The sequence below is a fragment of the Clostridium pasteurianum genome, assembly GCF_001705235.1.
Lineage (GTDB): Bacteria > Bacillota > Clostridia > Clostridiales > Clostridiaceae > Clostridium_S > Clostridium_S pasteurianum_A.
The window spans coordinates 1,830,993-1,850,872 of record NZ_MCGV01000001.1 but is presented as its reverse complement, the minus strand read 5'-3'; the positions used below and the strand labels follow the sequence as shown (position 1 = coordinate 1,850,872).

At 31.9% G+C, this 19,880-nt stretch carries 18 protein-coding genes; 13 read left to right on the top strand and 5 right to left on the bottom strand.

What is annotated here, in order from left to right:
* Nucleotide 1: 1 nt before the first annotated feature.
* From dhaL to BEE63_RS08000, 13 genes are all read left to right on the top strand, one after another.
* The gene (dhaL, locus tag BEE63_RS08060) at nt 2–625 is read left to right on the top strand and encodes a dihydroxyacetone kinase subunit DhaL (protein WP_242874745.1); all 624 of its coding nucleotides are present in this window, start codon (nt 2–4) and stop codon (nt 623–625) included.
* A 31-nt stretch (nt 626–656) separates the two neighbouring features.
* Entirely contained in the window at nt 657–1,604 is a 948-nt protein-coding gene (gene glpX / locus BEE63_RS08055; RefSeq protein WP_066020902.1) for a class II fructose-bisphosphatase, read from the top strand.
* 191 nt (nt 1,605–1,795) lie between these two features.
* Complete coding sequence (locus tag BEE63_RS08050; RefSeq protein ID WP_066020901.1) at nt 1,796–2,416, top strand: TetR/AcrR family transcriptional regulator; 621 nt, start codon at nt 1,796–1,798, stop codon at nt 2,414–2,416.
* 52 nt (nt 2,417–2,468) lie between these two features.
* Nucleotides 2,469–3,350 (top strand): ABC transporter ATP-binding protein, encoded by an 882-nt coding sequence (locus BEE63_RS08045; RefSeq protein ID WP_066020900.1) that lies wholly within the window; start codon nt 2,469–2,471, stop codon nt 3,348–3,350.
* 5 nt (nt 3,351–3,355) lie between these two features.
* A complete protein-coding gene (locus BEE63_RS08040; RefSeq protein WP_066020899.1) occupies nt 3,356–4,159 on the top strand; it encodes an ABC transporter permease subunit in 804 nt (267 codons plus the stop codon).
* Nucleotides 4,160–4,195: 36 nt separating this feature from the next.
* Nucleotides 4,196–4,987, top strand: coding sequence for an ABC transporter permease subunit (locus tag BEE63_RS08035; RefSeq protein WP_066020898.1), 792 nt, complete (start codon nt 4,196–4,198; stop codon nt 4,985–4,987).
* Nucleotides 4,988–5,452: 465 nt separating this feature from the next.
* Nucleotides 5,453–5,950 (top strand): MarR family winged helix-turn-helix transcriptional regulator, encoded by a 498-nt coding sequence (locus BEE63_RS08030; protein WP_242874743.1) that lies wholly within the window; start codon nt 5,453–5,455, stop codon nt 5,948–5,950.
* A 77-nt stretch (nt 5,951–6,027) separates the two neighbouring features.
* The gene (locus BEE63_RS08025) at nt 6,028–7,218 is read left to right on the top strand and encodes an ArsA family ATPase (RefSeq protein WP_066020896.1); all 1,191 of its coding nucleotides are present in this window, start codon (nt 6,028–6,030) and stop codon (nt 7,216–7,218) included.
* Nucleotides 7,211–7,417, top strand: a complete 207-nt coding sequence (locus tag BEE63_RS08020) for a hypothetical protein (protein ID WP_066020895.1) — start codon at nt 7,211–7,213, stop codon at nt 7,415–7,417. The genes BEE63_RS08025 and BEE63_RS08020 overlap by 8 nt, the downstream gene beginning before the upstream one ends.
* A gap of 15 nt (nt 7,418–7,432) precedes the next feature.
* Entirely contained in the window at nt 7,433–8,596 is a 1,164-nt protein-coding gene (locus tag BEE63_RS08015) for an ArsA family ATPase (RefSeq protein WP_066020894.1), read from the top strand.
* 20 nt (nt 8,597–8,616) lie between these two features.
* On the top strand, nt 8,617–9,129 hold the full coding sequence (locus BEE63_RS08010; RefSeq protein ID WP_157797105.1) for a thioredoxin family protein: 513 nt from the start codon (nt 8,617–8,619) through the stop codon (nt 9,127–9,129).
* A 605-nt stretch (nt 9,130–9,734) separates the two neighbouring features.
* Entirely contained in the window at nt 9,735–10,130 is a 396-nt protein-coding gene (locus BEE63_RS08005; protein ID WP_066020892.1) for a DUF1284 domain-containing protein, read from the top strand.
* Nucleotides 10,131–10,319: 189 nt separating this feature from the next.
* Nucleotides 10,320–12,473 (top strand): Ig-like domain-containing protein, encoded by a 2,154-nt coding sequence (locus BEE63_RS08000; RefSeq protein WP_066020891.1) that lies wholly within the window; start codon nt 10,320–10,322, stop codon nt 12,471–12,473.
* 51 nt (nt 12,474–12,524) lie between these two features.
* On the opposite strand, the gene BEE63_RS07995 is transcribed toward BEE63_RS08000, so the two are convergent.
* The 5 genes from BEE63_RS07995 to BEE63_RS07975 all read right to left on the bottom strand — a co-directional run bounded on the left by BEE63_RS07995 (nt 12,525) and on the right by BEE63_RS07975 (nt 19,571).
* Nucleotides 12,525–14,153: a glycosyltransferase 87 family protein gene (locus BEE63_RS07995; protein ID WP_066023195.1), complete on the bottom strand. Its 1,629-nt coding sequence runs from the start codon at nt 14,151–14,153 to the stop codon at nt 12,525–12,527.
* 243 nt (nt 14,154–14,396) lie between these two features.
* A complete protein-coding gene (locus BEE63_RS07990; protein ID WP_066020890.1) occupies nt 14,397–15,938 on the bottom strand; it encodes a glycoside hydrolase family 28 protein in 1,542 nt (513 codons plus the stop codon).
* Between the two features lie 32 nt (nt 15,939–15,970).
* Nucleotides 15,971–16,612, bottom strand: coding sequence for a lactate utilization protein (locus BEE63_RS07985; protein WP_066020889.1), 642 nt, complete (start codon nt 16,610–16,612; stop codon nt 15,971–15,973).
* 155 nt (nt 16,613–16,767) lie between these two features.
* Nucleotides 16,768–18,312: an MFS transporter gene (locus BEE63_RS07980; RefSeq protein WP_066020888.1), complete on the bottom strand. Its 1,545-nt coding sequence runs from the start codon at nt 18,310–18,312 to the stop codon at nt 16,768–16,770.
* 173 nt (nt 18,313–18,485) lie between these two features.
* Entirely contained in the window at nt 18,486–19,571 is a 1,086-nt protein-coding gene (locus tag BEE63_RS07975; protein WP_066020887.1) for a glycoside hydrolase family 88/105 protein, read from the bottom strand.
* Nucleotides 19,572–19,880 lie beyond the last annotated feature (309 nt).

The following is a 19,880-nucleotide window of genomic DNA, read 5'->3' as shown; positions in this document are numbered from 1 at the left end:
TATGAACAAACAATCTTTAAAGAAAATGCTTGGTGAAATAGTAAAAGTAATGAATGAAGAAAAACAATATCTCATAGAACTTGATGGAGCAATGGGTGATGGAGACTTAGGACTTACAATGACTTCTGGCTTCACAGCTGTTTATAATGAAATTGACAACATAGATTCAGATGATATAGGTGTAGTGCTAATGAAGCTTGGAATGAAAATGAACTCCGTAGTACCATCTACTATGGGAACTCTTATATCAACATGCTTCATTAAAGCAGCCAAAGAAGCTAAAGGCAAAACAGAGATAGATCTTTTAACTGCTTCAAAAATGGGAAGAGCTGCTGTAAATGGAGTTATGGAAAGAGGAAAAGCTAAAGTAGGACAGAAAACCATGCTTGATGCTTTAGATCCAGGAGTTAAAGCTCTTGAAAAGGCAGCAGAAGAAAATGTAGATGCAAAAACTGCTTTTAATAGTGCATATGAAGCAGCTAAACAAGGCGTTGAAGATACAAAGAAAATAAAATCCGTTCACGGTAGAGCAGCATACTATGGAGAAAAATCTCTTGGCAGACCAGATTCGGGCGCTACGGCTGTTATGTTCATATTTAAAGGTATGGCACAGAGTTTCGAGTAGAAATATCATCATGTTGGAAGGGTGATTAGCATTGATATATGAATTTATGGAACTTGGGCTTGTGAAAGTAACAGAAGCGGCAGCCATTGGATCATCAAAGTTAATAGGAAGAGGAGACAAGAACGAAGCGGATCAAAAAGCTGTTGATGGAATGAATGAAGCCTTCAAGTCTATGCCTATAAGAGGAACAGTAGTAATAGGAGAAGGAGAATTAGATGAAGCTCCCATGCTCTATATAGGGCAAAAAGTTGGAATGTGGCAAGATGATATGCCTAAAATGGATATAGCAGTTGACCCTGTTGACGGCACTACGCTTATAGCGAAAGGATTATCTAACGGTATAGCCGTAGTTGCCATGGGAGCAGGTGATTCCCTTCTTCATGCACCAGATATGTATATGAAAAAGATTGCTGTAGGGAAAAAAGCTAAGGGTGCAATAGATATAGATAAATCACCTGAGGAAAATATAATAAATACAGCAAAAGCTTTAAATAAAGATGTAAGAAATATTACTATTATAGCTCAAGATAGGAGTAGACATAAGGATATAGTAAATGCAGCAAGAAAACTTGGAGCATCAATAAAACTTTTTGGAGAGGGTGATGTTGAAGCAATAGTATCCTGTGGACTTCAAAATCAAGGCGTTGACATTTTTATGGGAACAGGAGGAGCACCTGAAGGCGTTATAGCAGCAGCTGCAATTAAATGCATGGGCGGCGATATGCAGGCTAAACTTATACCTCACACAGATACAGAAATTGAACGATGCAAAAAAATGGGCATTGATGATGTTTCTAAATCGCTTACCTTAAACGATCTTGTGAAGGGTGAAGATGTATATTTTGCAGCTACAGGCATTACTAATTGTCAGTTCTTGCACGAGGTTAGATTTGATGAGTGCAGCTGCATAACAAATTCTGTTGCAATGAGCCTAAAAGCTCAAAATATAAGGTTTATAAAAACTGTATATAATGTATGATTGATTTCCCTGTTAAAAAGAGTGCATATCCTTGTGGAATGCGCTCTTTTTTTATGTTTTATTAGTATATTGATTTTATATGCTTAAGTGTTCACAATAAGTAAAAAATAAAAAAAACTATTGACCGAATCGGTTTATCATGATATATTCAAATAAACCGATTCGGTCGACTAGTTTATGAGGTGATTATTTTGGAAAAATTTTTGAGTTTACCAGTAGAAAAGCAAAATATAATTATTGATGGGGCACTCAAGTGCTTTGGTACTAATGGTTATAAAAAAACCTCTGTTAGTGATATTGCTTCTGCTGCTGGCATTTCAAAAGCCATGGTGTTTCACTATTTTGGTACCAAAAAGGCTTTGTATCTTTACTTGATTGATTTATGCAGCAAGCTTATTATGGATGAAATTTATGAGAAATTTGATAAAACTATTGCTGATTTTTTTGATAGGATAATGGTTTCAGGTGATATTAAAATTTCAGTTATGAAAAAGCACCCATCTATATTTTCATTTTTAACTAATGTATATTTCGAAACTGATGAAGAAGTTAAAAAAGATATACAAAATATTTTTTCAAAAGGTGAGGGATTTAGAAATAAAATTGCTTTTGATGGAACTGATACTTCAAAATTTAAAGATGGCATTGATGTAAAGCTTGTTATGAAAATGCTTGTATGGTTAGCTGAAGGATATACTAGTGAGCTATCAAATAAAATTAATACAGAAGCTGATTTTGATGAACTTTTTAAGGAATACTACAAATGTGTGAATTTGATTAAAAATAATTTTTATAAAGAGGAATATATATAATAATTGTCCTGTGCTTTAAAAATGAATAATTAAAATGTGGGAGGATACATCCATGAGCGTTATTGAAATTAAGGATCTTACAAAAAGTTATGGAAAAGCAAGAGGTATAAGTAACGTAAATTTAAATGTAGAGCAGGGTGAGATTTTTGGTTTTATAGGTCCTAATGGTGCGGGAAAATCTACAACGATTAGAACACTTTTGGGGCTAATTCATCCAACAAGCGGAAGTGCAACTATCTTCGGTAAAAGCTGCTTTGAATACCCTGAAGTTAGAAAAGAACTTGGTTATGTGCCATCGGAGGTTTTTTATTATGACAATATGAGGGTTATAGATTTACTTAAATATTCTGCTAGCTTTTATAAAAAGGACTGTACGAAGAGGATAAATGATCTTGCAGAAATAATGAATTTGGATTTAAAAAAGAAAATAAATGATCTTTCTTTCGGTAATAAGAAAAAAGTAGGAATTGTTCAGGGACTACTTCATGAACCAAAGTTAATTATATTAGATGAACCTACAGGTGGTCTTGATCCATTAATGCAGCAAAGATTTTTTGAACTCCTTGAAGAGGAAAATAAAAAGGGTGCTACTATATTTTTTTCGTCACACATTCTTAGTGAAGTGCAAAAGATGTGCAGTCGTGTTGCACTTATTAAGGAAGGGAAAATTATAAAACTTGAAAAGATGAGTACTCTTCATGAAAATAGTTACAAGAAAATCAGTATTGAAGGCAAAGATCCAATTAACAAAGATATTTTTAACATTAGCGGTATAAGTGCTTTTAAGTTAAAGGGTAATACTGCAAGTTTTATGTTTAAAGGAGATATAAATTCTGTTATAAAGAGAATAGCTGCAATGGATATTCGCAATATATCTATTGATGAACCGGATCTTGAAGAAATCTTTATGCATTACTATGTAAAGGAGGATTGATCACTGTGAATATATATCTTCATGAGCTTAAGTCATTACGAAAATCAGTTGCTATCTGGGTATGTGCGCTAGTTGCCTTGGCTGCACTGTTTCTTTCAATTTATCCTAGTATGGCAAGTGACTCAGCGGAATTTAAAAAGCTTCTGAGTAACTATCCAGCATCAATTAGAGCAATGCTTGGCATTAATATTGATTACATTACGTCAATTTTGGGCTTTTATTCAATGATCTTCTCTTTTATTGTACTTTGTGGAGCTATTCAAGCTATGAACATGGGAATTTCAATACTTTCAAAGGAATCAAGGGAACGTACAGCAGATTTTCTTCTTGTTAAGCCAATTTCACGCTTCACCATAGTAACTGCAAAACTTCTTGCAGCTTTCACTATGCTTATAGTTACAAATGTATTATTTTGCGCAGCATCTACCATTATAGCTAATGCTATTAAAACAGTAGATTACAATGTAAGGATATTTTTAATGATAAATCTTACTTTATTTTTTATACAGCTTATTTTTCTAGCAATTGGTGTTGCTATTTCAGTATTTTTTAATAAGCTTAAGTCAGTTCTCCCAATATCGCTTGGTGTGGTTTTTGGATTGTACATGGCTGGAGCTTTCATTTCTACTGATAAAAATAGTGAGGTGGCTCGTTTTATCTCACCTTTCAAATATTTTGATATAACGTACATTATTAAAAACGCAAGCTATGAGACTAAATATCTTATTACCGGTGCAATTATTGTGATTGCTGCTATAGCTTTAAGTTATATTATTTATACGAAAAAGGATATACACGCTGTAAGCTAATAAGTTCTAAGCTTTAATTATATGGAGGATATCATTATGAATGTTTTTTTAAGAGAATTAAAAGCTAATCGAAAAGCGTTAATAATATGGAGTTTGTGCATGTTTTTATTAGTTGTAAGTGGTATGAGCAAGTATACGGTTTATTCTTCAGGAAATAGTAATGAACTTTTTAATAAGATGCCATATTCACTAAAAGCATTATTTGGAATTGGTTCTTTTGATGTGTCAAAAATGAGCGGCTTTTTTGCATTTCTATTTCCTTATATCGAGATTACAGCTGCTATTCATGCTGTGCTTCTTGGAAGTGGAATTATTGCAAAAGAGGAGAGAGATAAAACTACTGAATTTCTTATGGTGAAGCCAATCTCTCTAAATACTATATTAACTTCAAAACTACTTGCTGCGTTTGTAAATGTATTAGTTTTAAATATAGTTACTTTAATTTCTTCTATAGTTATGGTTAATGCCTATAATAAAGGAAAAGATATTTCAAGTGAAATAATGATGTTTATCTTGAGCATGCTTATTGTTCAGTTAATATTTTTATCATTAGGAGCTTTGCTATCTGTGTTTATAAAAAATTCAAAAGCTTCAGGTTCCGCTGCAGCAGGAATACTATTTGGTTCATTTATGATATCAAAAATAACTGATTTCACCGATAAAATAAATGCAATTAATATACTGTCTCCTTTTAAATATTTTAGCTATCAAGATATTGTAAATGGGAATGGAATAAGTGCTGGGGTTAGCATTATTTCGCTTGTGCTAATTGCTATTTTTTCTATTTTGACGTACTTTTTTTATAGGAAGCGAGACTTTAATGTGTAGATATACTATTGAGTAGCAAAAATACAAATTTTATTTTAGAATGATGAAGATATTATAATTGAATGATCGATTAAAATTGTCGTCGACCTTGAGTAGGGTAAAAACATCGGGGGGGGCGACGATTTTTAGGTTTGGCTTAAAATAGCGGGTTGGGATTGATTTTTGACAGTGTAAAGTGAGTTTTGGCAAATGTTGACTTTTTGCTGGAGGTAGGAGTATTCTATAGTTGATAGGGTTTTAGAATAACTATAAGGGATTGAAAGTGACGTGAATTAATAGATTGGCTGTATGGGGTTAAGAATGATAATTATCATATCTGGGGTTTGGGTTGAAAACCCATTATTCTTCTTTGCCTTTATTCTAAGCGAAGCATTGTTACTTCGCAGCCTAACTATTGACAAAACAATACTTCGATGATAGAATAAAAATATACTTCGAGAAGAGAACTAAATGGAGGAATGCATTGTGGGATTTAATGAAAACATCGATTTTGAAGGGATAATTTTTTCGTGTATTGACGAGTTTAAATTCTTAGTTTTCCCAGATAAATGGAATAGTACTTTTATGGATTACTCCAAAAATGAAATCATGGTACTCATATTTTTATATAGATGTAAAACGGCTAATATGACAGAAATATCAAAGTATATAAATGCTCCACTCAATACAACTACTGGAGTGGTAAATAGATTAGAAAAGAAAAAGATGATTCAAAGGATAAGAAATAAAGAGGACAGAAGAATTGTAGAAATAATTTTAACTGAAGAAGGTAGCAAATTTATAGACGAAGAAAAACAAGTAATAATAAAAATTATAAAAAAGATTTATAAAGAGCTTACAGAGGATGAAAAGACTGCTGCAGTAAGTATTTTCAGCAAAGTAAGGAATGTTTTGATAGAACAATTATATTCTAAAGATGAAAAAAAGCAAAAGAAAAAGATTAAAAAAATAGAAATAGAGTGAGAATTATCGCACTTTATTTTTAAAATAAATACTTCGATGCAAGAACAATTCTTAAAAAGAATAAATGGAGGGATAATATGTCCAGAATTATAATTTTCACAGGTAAAGGTGGAGTTGGAAAGACCAGTACGGCAGCAGCACATGCAGCTAAAGCGGCAAGAGAAGGCATGAAAACTTTAATAGTCAGCACAGATATGGCTCATAACTTAAGTGATATATTTATGAAAAATCTAGAGAAGGAACCTAAAGAAGTAGAAAAAAATCTATGGGCGCTTGAAATAGATCCAAATCATGAAATGGAATTTTACTATGGTACTATTTCCGAGGCATTTAAGAAAATGTTAACCTTTGAAAGCAGTGAAGATAAAGAAAGTTTTGATGATATAGTAGTATTTCCAGGTATGGAGGAACTGTTTTCTCTTTTGAAAATTAAAAAAATTTATGATGAAGAGAATTATGACCTTATAATTGTGGATTGCGCGCCAACGGGAGAAACACTTTCACTTTTAAAAATGCCAGAAATGTTGTCCTGGTACATGGAAAAGATGTTCCCAATAGGCAAGATAGCCATGAAAGTTTTAAGACCTATTTCTAAAGCTGTGTTTAAACTTGAACTTCCAAGTAATGCGGCGTTAAATGATATAGAAAAATTGTACGTTAAGCTTGGAGAACTTGAAGGATTGTTAAAGAATAGAGAAGTGTGCAGTATCAGGCTTGTAACTATTCCTGAAAAAATGGTTGTAGATGAAACAAAGAGAAATTATATGTACTTGAATCTTTATAATTTTAATGTGGATGGACTATATGTAAATAGGATTTTACCAGAGAAAATTGACAACAGTTTTTTTGATAAATGGAAAGAGGTTCAGAAAAAATATGTGGAAATCCTTAAAGAAACTTTTTCAAATATACCTATTTATAAAATCAAATGGTATCCTACCGATATAAATGGGCTTGAAGGGCTTTATAAAATAGCAGAGGATTCTTTGAATGATAAAAATATATTTAAAGTTTTAAAGTCGGAAGAAAATGAAGTATTTAGAAAAATAGATGATGGTTATAGACTTGATATAAAAGTACCATTTGCAGAAAAAAATGAAGTTGACCTAAGTGAGGGCAATGATGAACTCATAATTAAGATAGGAAATTTTAAAAGGAATGTTCCAATGCCAGAGGTTTTAAGAAAATACTCTGTGAATAGGGCTAAGCTTGATGGTGGAATTTTATCTGTATATTTTGAGAATGAGGAGAGTGATTTAAATGAATAAAGAATTTGTAAAGAAAATGATAAAATCGGAAATGCTTAGATGCAGTGCAATCAAGGAGATACTGCCGGAACCTATAAAAAATAGAGTTGACGATTTTGAGAGAGAAGCTGCTGGCGTTTTAAAGGAAATTATACTTGAGACATTTGAGGATAAGCCGGAAGGTAAAGCCAAGGAATGTAAAAAGGTTAATATAAATTAGGAGGGTGATGGGAAAATGAGAATTATATTATATACGGGTAAAGGCGGAGTTGGAAAGACAAGTATATCTGCTGCAACGGCTTTAAAAATGGCAAGAGAGGGTAAAAAAGTTCTTATAATGAGTACAGATCAGGCACACAGCCTTGGAGATTCTTTTGAGAAAAAGCTTTCCAATAAACCTCTTGAAATAGAAAAAAATCTGTATGCCGTTGAAATAGATACCGTTTTGGAAAATGAAGCTAAGTGGGGTAAGCTTAAAGGTTATTTGAAGAAGATTATGTTTTCAAAAAATGACGATACTATAGAAAATGAGGAGCTACTTGTATTTCCTGGCTTTGATGAATTGCTTTCATTAATTAAAATGAAGGAAATTAATGACGAAGGAAATTTTGATATTTTAATTGTGGATTGCGCTCCAACAGGTGAAACTATGTCACTTTTGAAATTCCCTGAGCTTTTTAAATGGTGGATGGAAAAAATATTTCCTATGAAAAGAAAAGCAGCTAAGATTGCAAAACCTGTAGTTGAAAGTACCATAAAAATTCCTGTCCCAGATGATGAAACCTTTGATGAAATAGATCTTCTATATTCTAAAATCGATGAACTTCATAAATTTATGCTAGACAAAACACAGGTGAGTATAAGAATAGTAACAACTCCAGAAAAAATAGTTGTAAAGGAAGCTAAAAAAAGTTTTTCCTATTTTCATTTGTTTGGTTTTAATGTAGATGCTATTATAGTAAATAAGATATTTTCAAAGGAAGGTGCTTCTGGATATTTTCAAAAATGGTTTGCACTCCAAAATGATAGTATACAAGATATATGCCAGAGTTTTAATCCGATTCCAGTTTTTAAGGTTGAACTTATGAATGATGAAGTAAGGGGATGTGAAAAACTTTTTTACCTTGGAAATCATATTTATAATGAAGTAAATCCATGTGATATATTATTTGAAGGAAAGATATTTGAAATAGAAAAAGCTTCTGATGATAGCTGGAATTTCTCTATAAGTGTGCCTTTCATTGATAAAAAGGATATGGATTTGTATCAGCGCAGCGATGAACTCAGCATATCCATAAAGAATGAAAAGCGAAATTTTGTACTTCCTCAAAAACTTCACTCCAAAGAAATCTCTGGTGCAAGTTATAAGGACGGAAAATTAGTTATTAACTTTAAATGAAAAAAGGTGGAGATATAAAATTGGGTAAAGTATATTTAAAAGAAGAAATAGAAGGCTTAATAAATGACAATGAAATTTTACTTTTATACTTTTCAAGTAAAAGCTGCGGCGTGTGCAAGGTTATAAAGCCAGAACTAGATAAAGTGCTTAAACTATATCCGAATATTAAAACAGTTCAAATCGATGTAGAGGGAAATATAAAGTTAGCTGCATCATATAGTGTGTTTACACTTCCAGCTGTTATCGTATTTGTGAATGGTAAAGAAACTATAAGGGAAGCAAGATATATAAATGTTGAAGAAATAAAAAATAGGCTTGATAGATATTATAAAATTATATATGAAAATGATTTAAAGGCACTTATGGATTACAGGGCACAAATAAAAGCAACTGAGAGAAATGGAAGAATAGAAGGGGATTTTCAAGCAAGGCTAAGTATAGCAAGAAATTTTTTGGATGTCTTAGATGATGAAACCATAGCAATGAAAGTAGGACTTTCTATTGATGAAATAAAGAAATTGAGAAATAAGTGAACAATAGTTTTAGGTTGATATATTTAACTAGATATTAATGTAAAACTTTAATAGAGCCATATACAAAAGAATTGAAAAGAGTCGTCCACCTTTAGTAGTGTAAAAACACGGGGGGTCGACGATTTTTAGGTTTGGCTTAATATAGCGGGTTAAGATTGATTTTTAATAAAGTGAAGCAAGTTTTGGAAAATGTTGACTTTTTGCTGAAGGTAGGAGTATTGTATAGTTGATGGGGTTTTAGAATAACTATAAGGGATTGAAACGATGTCTTATATAGGAAACAACTTAATAATAATTTTAGGTTTTAGAATACCTATAAGGAATTGAAACTAAACTTTGCTGAATTATAATTATTATCTAATGTAAGTTTTTAGAGTACCTATAAGGGTTGAAAGTGACGTAGATTAAGAGATTGACCATATGAAGTTAAGAAGGATAATTATCATATACGAGGTTTGGATATATTATATGATAGCCGATATTAAATTAATGGGCTTGAATTTAAAGATATACTGTATTTAGTAAAGAAGGATAATGAGCTTCGCTCAAACACCGAGTATGATAATTTATATAGAATTAACAAGATAATAGTTAGGAGGCAAAGTATGTGCAAAGCAAAATTAAGATTAAGAGCACATCATTTTTTGTGTATGCAGGGATTTCAGGGATATGGATATAGTGATGATTTTGTAAAAAACATGACGGAGGTAGTAGAATACTTAAAGAAAAATGAAGGCTCTAATATAGTATTGGTTGATGAATGTGATGATATTTGTAGAGCATGTCCTAGAAATGCAAATGGGAAATGTAAAGATTCTGATAAAGTACATACTATAGATAAAAAGGTTTTAGAGAAATTAAACTTACAAGCAGGGAAAGAAATTTGTACAGGTGAGTTAATTGATATGGTGAATAAAAGACTAAAAAATAAAAAAGAGGCACAGGATGTTTGCGGGGAATGTTCGTGGCATAAGAAATGTTTATGGTTTTTAGGAGCATAGTATTATTTAAAATGTTTATAACAAGAAGAGCATGGCAGTGAATGTGCTCTTTTATTTTGCCTAAAAAATAGTTGACAGAATATTTGTACATATTCATAGAACTTTTGTAATTTAGTATATAATATTACAAAAATATATAACGATAACTATAATTGTAATATTTAAAATTAATAAAACATGGAGGAAATTATGAATAGGATTAAACAAGTATTTATGAATGTACTTATTGCTGCTATTGGTTTAGGCATTGGAGTAACAGCTCCTAATTTAAGCATAAATAAAGATGGTCATGTTTCTTTAAAGGACAACCTTAAAGTTTATGCTGCTGAAAACACCATAAATAATATGTCTGCTGGAGGAGGATCTTTTGTTGTAAAGGCAGACGGAAGTCTTTGGGGATGCGGACGTAATGATTATGGGCAGCTAGGTGATGGCACTAAGATTGATAAAGCATCATGGGAACAGTTAGGCTCTGGATTTATTAAAGTTTCTTCTAGTAGATATGACACGATAGCACTAAAGGCAGATGGTACACTTTGGGCTTGTGGAGCTAATCACTGGGGAGAACTAGGAGATGGAACCACAGATTGTAAGACATCATGGGAGCAAGTGGGAACAGGATTTTCAGATGTTGATTCTAAAGGTAATCATTCACTGGCATTAAAGGCAGATGGCACTCTTTGGGCTTGTGGATTTAATTCAGACGGAGAATTAGGCGATGGAAGTAAAACTTATAAAACATCGTGGGAACAGGTAGGTTCTGGATTTTCAAAAATTTCTTGTGGTGAAGCTCATTCATTAGCTCTAAAGACAGATGGTACTTTGTGGGCCTGTGGATTTAATAACTATGGAGAATTAGGTGACGGTAGTACCATAAATGAAACATCATGGGAGCAGGTAGGCTCAGGCTTCACTAAAATTGTGGCTGGATACTATAGTTCACTTGGAATAAAAACAGATGGAAGCCTTTGGGGCTGTGGATTTAATGGAGATGGAGAATTAGGAGATGGCAAGAGCAATGGAGAATCAAGCAATAGAATATCATGGGAACAAATAGGTTCAGGTTTTTCAGAAATTTCTATTGGTGATACTCATTCATTGGCTGTAAAAACAGATGGTACTTTGTGGAGCTGTGGGACAAATCATTACGGAGAATTAGGTGATGGCTCTACAGATGGTAAGTCTATATGGACGCAAGTTGGAATTGGATTTTCAAAAGTTGCTTGCGGTAATGATCATTCATTGGCATTGAAAGCAGATGGTACACTTTGGGCTTGTGGTTGTAATTATAATGGACAATTAGGAGATGGCTCTAAAAAGTATAAGTTGTCATGGGAACAGACTTTAACAGGAAGTGGTGCACCTGTAGATACAACGGGACCAAGTAAGCCAACCATTACTGTAGACAAAGAAATGCTAACTATTGCCGACGGAAGTGATTTTGAGTCAGGCGTAAAAGAAACTGATTATCAGATAAACGGTGGGGATTGGATTAAGTATGCTCATCCTGTTACATTGGAAGAGGGCACATATACTATAAATGCTAAAACTATTGATAATGCAGGAAATTCAAGTGACATTGCTACGGAAAAAGTAACTGTTGGACCAATACCAACTGGAATTAATCTAAATGTAAGCACATATTCTTTAACAGTTGGACAAACATTTAATTTAATACCGACAATTACTCCTGAAAATGTAACAGATAAATCGGTGGAGTGGTTTTCAAGTGATTCTAGTGTAGTAAGCGTAGATGCAAATGGCAAAATAACAGCATTAAAAGCAGGAACAGCAATAATAACAGTATCACTTCAGGATGGTAACTTAAGCAATTCGTGCCAGATAACAGTAAGTGATAAGGCTCCAACTTCAACAATAACTTTAAATAAACTAGTAGATTCATTGGCAGTAGGTGGGTCAGATACTTTAACAGCTGAGACTACTCCAAAGGATGCGGCAAGTCAGGGAATAAAGTGGAGTTCAAGTGATTCTAGTGTGGCAAGTGTGGATGCAAATGGTAAAGTAACAGCATTAAAGGCAGGAACAGCTGTAATAACAGCAGTGCTTCAGGATGGAAGTAATGCAAGTGCATCATGTACAGTAAATGTAGAAAGTGTAGAAGTTAAAACAGTAATGCTTACAATAAATATGACTAATAATACATCAAAGCAATTTAAAATTTCAGAAGATGTATTCAATGATTTTTTAAGCTGGTATGATGCTAGATCAAATAATGAAACAAAAAAATCATATTACACATTTACTATTCCAGCAACTGAATCATCACCAGAAAAGAGGAGTTTTATTCCATTTACAGCGATAGAAGATTTTGATGCTGAATAACATAAAAAGTTTTTATTAAAATTTGTCGATCTTAAGGAGTATACAAACTCCTTAAAGGTCGATGAATTTTTTGTTTTTTATACATATGTCTATTGAAACTTTTACGAGATAGATAAATGCTATTACATTTAAAAGAGATATTATTGTTGTAATTATAAAGGTATTTGAACCAGTTCCAAGTGATAAAGCTCTACTAAATAGTACTATATGCATGTTTAAATAGTTTGTAATACTTAAGATTACTGACAAAATTAAAAGTCTCTTGTCTTTAAGGTATATAAATGATAATATGCTGGCAAAAACAGCTGTAAACATGTATCTTTCATGCATTCCAACTGAGAATACAAAAACACCAGTTATTTGGATAAAAGCAGCTAAAATTATAGTGTATCTATTTTTGCTCTTAAAGTACAGTATGCCTGAAAGAATCGTTATAAGAACAATGAAAATCATTCCCCAGGTATGGTAGCTAAATAAAAACAGTGTTGTTGAGTCCTTTAATTTATTTGCTCCTATTAAATTGTAGAAGTTAAAAGCGTTATCAGAAGCATAAGGGTATTCTGAAACTTCTTTCATATAGAGATTGAAAATCCAGGTGATGCTGCCCTGTGCTATTGAAAATGGAGCGATTATTATTAAAGCTGTAATTATTCCTGAGGCAGCTGATTTTAAGAAGCTCTTTAAATTTTTTTGCTTTATGTACCAGAATAGAAGTAGTGGAAGAAATATTATTCCCTGAGGCTTCATAAGCACTGATATAGCAAAGAAAACAGAGGACTGTATAATCCTATCTTCAGATAAAAAGTATACAGCTAAAATAATTAAAAGTGTAAAAAACGAATCTGCCTGGCCCCATATAGTTGAATCAATTAATACTGCTGGATTAAATAAGTAAAAAATTGATAGTAATCCGCTTACTTCAAAAGAGAAATACTTTTTAGATATTTTGTATATAAAGTAAGCTGATGCTATGTCTACCAATATAGATGGAAGTTTAAGCAGAAGTACATAGTACTTACTCATAAATGATAAAGATGCTAGTTTGCCAACTATAAATAGAACATAAAGATATACAGGAGGATAATCTACAGTGCTGTCGCTATTATATATAGTTAACAAATTTTTGGCTGCTGAAGAAGCCCAATTTTGATATAAATTTAAGTCCATAGAGTAACCTGTTATATTGAGTCCAGCTTTAATTCTAAATAGTAAACCGATTATCAAAACTCCAATGATGATAAAGCCGCGATTTTCATTACTTATTTTTATCTTTTTACGGATTAAGATTAAATATGCTGCAATAATTAGTACAAAGAATGCTAAAGCATAAGCTAATATTACATGAGAATAGTTTGTATTTGAGCTTGAACTCATGCTATTTGGCATGCCCATTCCGCCACTGTTGGGCATTTGACCCTTGAATGAATTTTTCACATTTCTAAAACCGTTATTTGGCGATTTTTTATTAGAACTACTTTGTTTCATATTAGGCACAGCCTTATTAGCACTTCTGTTAGGCTTATAATTAGGTGAAAAGTTAGGTCTGTTTTTATTAAAAGTACTACCAGTCATATTTAAACTAGTAGTATTGTTTTTGTATGTAGCTAAAGAGTAAATGCATACAATTGATAAAACAAATATTATAAAAGATATGATTATTTTAATGGCATTTTTTTGCATAGTATTCACGTTAGACAACCTCCATTTAATAACATATAAAATTGTAGTTATTTAGTATTGATAATCTATTCTATGCTTATATAGTAAAGATAAATTATTGTTTTATTATCAAATTGTTATGTGAAAACTATGTGAAATGTAAAAAACTGTGCTATGAAATATATTAAATAGCACAGTTTTACTATATATAAAAAGAGTGAACTGAATTTTGCGTATAAATTATTTATTAGGTTGTCTAGATGTTTAGCCAATATTTAATTTGGTAAATTCATCTGTTAAGGCATTTTTTACAGTAACATTTTCAAGATTAAGGGTTTTTATGTTGTTAAAATACATGCCGCTTCTCTTCATTGGTTCAAGGAAACTCATCATATCAGGATAACCTTCCTCAGCATTTTTATCAAAGTCTACAGATACATTCTTCATTTGAACTTTGCCGATTTTCTGCTCTGGAAGACCGTACATAAAAGCAGCACAGACTTTGGCATTAGTACAGGTAATATCTTCAGCGTAGATACTTCCGATGTAAGGTGTTCTATCATCAACAGGAAGTTTTTCTTTACTCCATACATATTCTGTCTTTCCGTCTGCATCGCAGTAGTAGAAAGAGTTAATTGCAAATGGGGTCATTACTTTATTCATTTTTATATTTTTCATATGGATTTCATCTATAATGCCTTTAGAACCTCTACCACGTCTTGTTTTTACTCTAAGACCTCTATCAGTAGAATTAAATATGCATTTTTCTATAAATATTGATTTTATACCGGATGACATTTCGCTTCCTAGTACTACAGCGCCATGACCAAATTGCATGTTGCAGTTTCTTATATGAATATTTTCAGAGGAAACTGGATTTTTTTTGCTTATGTCTATCTTGCCGGATTTTATTGCTATGCAGTCATCTCCAACTGAGAATGTGTTACCTAAAATAAGAACATTTTTACATGATTCAGGATCTAGTGCATCGGTGTTTGGTGCATCAAATGGATTCTGTATACTTAAGTTTACGAATTTTAAGTCACTAGACATTAAAGGATGGATTGTCCATGAAGGAGAATTTTTAAGAGTTATGCCTTCAATTGTAACATTTTTACATGCATTAAGGAATAAAGTTCTTGGTCTCCAGGCTATTCTCTTTTCTTTAGCCTTAAACCACCATGTAGTAGTATCTGCATTTCCATCTAAAGTTCCTTTTCCAATTATATTTACATTTTGAACTTTAATGCCTGTAATTAAGCTTGCAAATGAGTCAGCTTCATTGCCTTCCCATGAGCCAAGGTAAAAGTCTTTATTATTAATAGTAATATTTGCTTTTAATATAGGGTAATCTTTTCGGTCTTTTAATCCTAGAAGTACAGCGCCTTCTTTAAGCTCTATAGTTATATTATTTTTAAGAAATAAAGGGCCTGTTAAGTAAGTTCCTTCTGGAATAACAACTCGTCCAAAATCAGGACATATATTTATAGCAGTTTGTATAAAAGCAGTGTTGACGATTTTTCCATCGCCTACAGCACCAAAATCTAAGATGTTTATACAAGCAGATTCATGTTCTGTTTGTATGTTTACGATAGGACTTTTACACTTAGTTTCAGTATCTTCTACAAATATATCGTAACTTGTGTCTGGTTTTAAGTCATTCATAGTAAATACATTTTGTGAGGCTTCTAAAACTTTTTTATTATTAATATATACATTAGCCTTATTTTTTAAGTAAAAGCATTCGTCGTTTTCTATTTCAAATGAAGCAGACGTAGAAGTTGTTGCGATTAAATTAAAATTCATGTTATCCATCCTCCATTCATCTTTAAGTTTAATTAGTATCCAAGTTCATCAGCTACTATTATGATTTTTATTCTTCCTTCAAATTTTATTCCGTCATGAATAATTGTTGTGTAGTTACAGATTCTTTTTTTGCAATCACAGTTTTCACAAAAACCAGTTTGAACACATGGAGTTTCATGACCAATTCTCTTTGAATTCATTGGCGCAATTTCACGAATTCTCTTAAAGGCTGCATCTATATTATCTACGATTTTATTTACTCCAGCCACGATTATAACATTTTTAGGTCCAAAGATCATTGCAGCTACTCTATTACCTGTGCAATCTGTGTTTACTAGCTCACCGTTTTTAGTTATTGCATTAGTTCCAGTGATTAAGTAATCTGCGAGTAAAGATTGTCTTTCTATTTCAACTATATCAGGATCAAAAGGAAGGTCTTGATATCTGTCAAAGAATTTATAGTTGCCATTTCTTAAGACATCTACCATACCCATGTCGCTTAGTGTAGTAGAACCTCCAATTGCGACACTTGAACCCTCTTTAATCATTGATATGAGTTTAGTCTTAGCTTCTTCAAGAGTTTCTACATAACATGCCTTAAAGTGCTTTTTATTTAATACTTCGGTTATTTTTCTTGCTTTACATAAATTTTTCCATTTTACTATTTTATTCATTAAACTTCGCCTCCAGATTTATTAATATTGTGGGTATTATTCATTATATATGTAAAGTCATATAGGGTTTTTGGCAAGTGTATGTATTACATTTGCAAAAACCCCATATGACGTTTAGATGTATGGTAACAATTTATTTATATTAGTTAAATTATTTAAATATTAGCGTTAGTTCCAGCTGAAGCGGACTTGTTTACATATGCAACGTTATTATTTCCGAAACATTTATCATAATCCCAACCTGTTAATGCTTCAACAGCTTCTTTTGCTTCTGGAGTTACATCAGCTTTTGAACCACCAGCTTTAATTCTTTCTACTTCATCTACTAAAGCTTTGTGAGTTTCTTTTGTAAGTTTAAATCTTGAAGCAGCAATCCAAGTTATTGTAAGTAATACTATTGGAAATACAATTGTAACTACGGAAATACCAGTTATTGCGCTAGCAGGCTGCTTAGGGAAGTGCTTTGCTTTTGCACTTGTGCTTATGAAACCGAAAGCAGATAATCCAATTCCAAGTACCATAGATTCTATTGAAGTTGCAAGTTTTCCAAATAAACCATTAATTCCGTTGTAGATACCTTCTCTTCTCTTTAATGTAATTGCTTCATCGATATCTGCAATGAAACCCATTTGATAAGTTGGTACATAGTCAACAGCAGCTTTACCAACGATATTAATGATAGAGAATATTGTAAATAAAGTTAATGTCAATGAATTATGTCCTGTAAATACAAGGTATACATAACCCAACAGTGAAGCAAAGATTATTACAATACCTAATTTAAAAGTTTTAGGGCCACCAAATTTATAAGCAAGTAATATATATACAAATACGGCTACAAGTGAAATTCCTGAAGAAACACTATTTACGGCTGATACGTTAACAGTTGTTAAGCTTAAAACATAGATTGCAAAGAAAGTAAGAACTCCTCCTGCAAGTTGTTTATAAACACTTCCTAAGAACCACATTGTACTATGAAGTCTAAAAGCTTTATTTCTCATACATGAAATTAAATCAACTCCAAGCTTTTTAAAAACTTCACCAAGGGAATTAGCAGAATCTTCGTAAACAACTGTTTCAGGATCTCTTTCATATACATTAAATATGAAGAATAATAAAGCTACAGTGTTTATGGCACCCCAAGCAAGTCCTATATATAAGAAGGATTTAGCTGAAGTTTTGCCATAAGTTGCGAAGATATAAGCAGTTAATAGACCTGAGATAAAACCAGCTATAGTACCACAGTATTGTTTGCCACCTATAAGTTTTGCTTTTTCACCAGCATCCTGTGTCATTTCAGCAGGAAGAGTTGTTCCAGGTACGAATATTAATGTGTAAGATACTTCATATATCATATTAACAACAAAGTAATAAGTAAATGTTTTCCTTGATATCCATAAGCAAGGAAATATAATAGCTATACCGATTATTCCAATGGCGATTATTGGTTTTCTTCTACCAAATTTTCTACCAAAACTTGTTTGACCTAAGCTGTCACTTATAAAACCTAAGACTGGATTTCCAACAGCATCTATAAGTCTTGCAATTGCGAAAATAGAAGCTGCCTTTACTGGACTAATTCCACAAACAGTAGTATAAAAGAATAATAACCATGCTGACATTAGACCTTGAGCACCACTGCCTAGAAAGTTTATACTTGAATAACCAAGTATATTTCTTAATTTTATTTTCTCTTTCATAATTGGTTCCCCCTAAATGATTTAAATATATATTATAAATTAATAACATTATTTGTGTGCAACGTGATTTGTATAACTTTATTCTTTACATTAAATTTTAAAAAATATTAGTGTGGTCAATTAAAATGATTTAAGGTAAGTTGAAGCATCTAAATTATATAGAAAAGGTATTTTTAAAGCGCTTCATATTCAGCAGATGCAAGTAAAAATGGTCCTAAGCCTTTTGGTTCATTACTTACTATTGGTTCGCTTATGTAGTAAGCAAAGCTTCCATCTCTTCTTTCTTGTCCACCAAGGCCAGCAACATAACAAATTTTATTTAAATTAATAAGTCCGTCCTTTGTTTCAAGTACAAACTCATCTACAAGTCCCTTGTAAGCTTTTTTTGCAGTATCCTTAAGTGATGAAGGTAGATATCCATTTTTTACACCTTTAAGTAGAGCATAAACTATCATAGAAGAACCAGAAGCTTCTAAATAATTTCCTTTTCTATCGCCCTCGTCTAAAACTTGGTACCAAACTTTGCTGTTTTTGTCTTGAACTTTAAGAAGGGCAGTTATGCAGTTGTTTAATATCTTAATTAAAGTAGCTCTATCTTTGTGATTTTCAGGTAAAACTTCAAGAGTATCAACTAAAGCCATAACGTACCATCCCATTGATCTTCCCCAGAAGTGAGCTGATAAACCGGTTTCCTTATTTGCCCAAGGTTGAACTTTTGCTTCGTCATAAGCGTGATAAAGAAGACCTGTTTTTTTATCTTTTAAATTCTTTTCGGCTACTATAAATTGATGAGTTATATCATCGAATTCTTTTTCATCGCCAAACTCATGAACATATTTAGCATAAAATGTAGCTCCCATATATAATCCATCTAGCCATATTTGGCTTGGATATATTTTTTTATGCCAAAAAACGTTTTCTTTAGTTCGTGGATGAGTATCAAGTTGTTTTCTTAAATGATCAACAGCTTTTTTATATTTCTGATTACCTGTTTTGCTCAATAGTGTTAATAATATTTTTCCGTTATTAAGATGGTCTATATTGTATTCTTCTGCTTTGTATCCATTTATTGTGCCATCTTCATTTATAAAAGTGTCCATTGTTTTTACAATAAAGTCTAAATATTTTTTATCTTTTGTCCATTCATAAACTTTAGCAATACCATCTAAAGTTAATCCATATTCATAACCCCAATGGTCAGTTAAATTTACTTTTTTTGATATAATAGAATCTGCCATCCACTTAGAATATTTCTCCATAATTAACACTCCTCGTATTCTTTATATATTTGTGTAATCGTTTGAATAGTTTTGTTCACGTTACCAAGGTAGCGTAAACAAAGCACACGATGTTTAACATTAATAACAAACATTAATTAAATATAATAGATAGTGTTTAACATAATTAATTTATAAGTATAATAAATTATTACGTTAACGTTAACAACTCTATAGTAGCATTATAAAGAATCATTGTCAATAATTCGCAAAATATTTTTTTGAAGCGAAAATATATAGCATTTAAAAGTGTTGATGTATAAGGTTTTGTGTATAAAAAAGTATAATCAT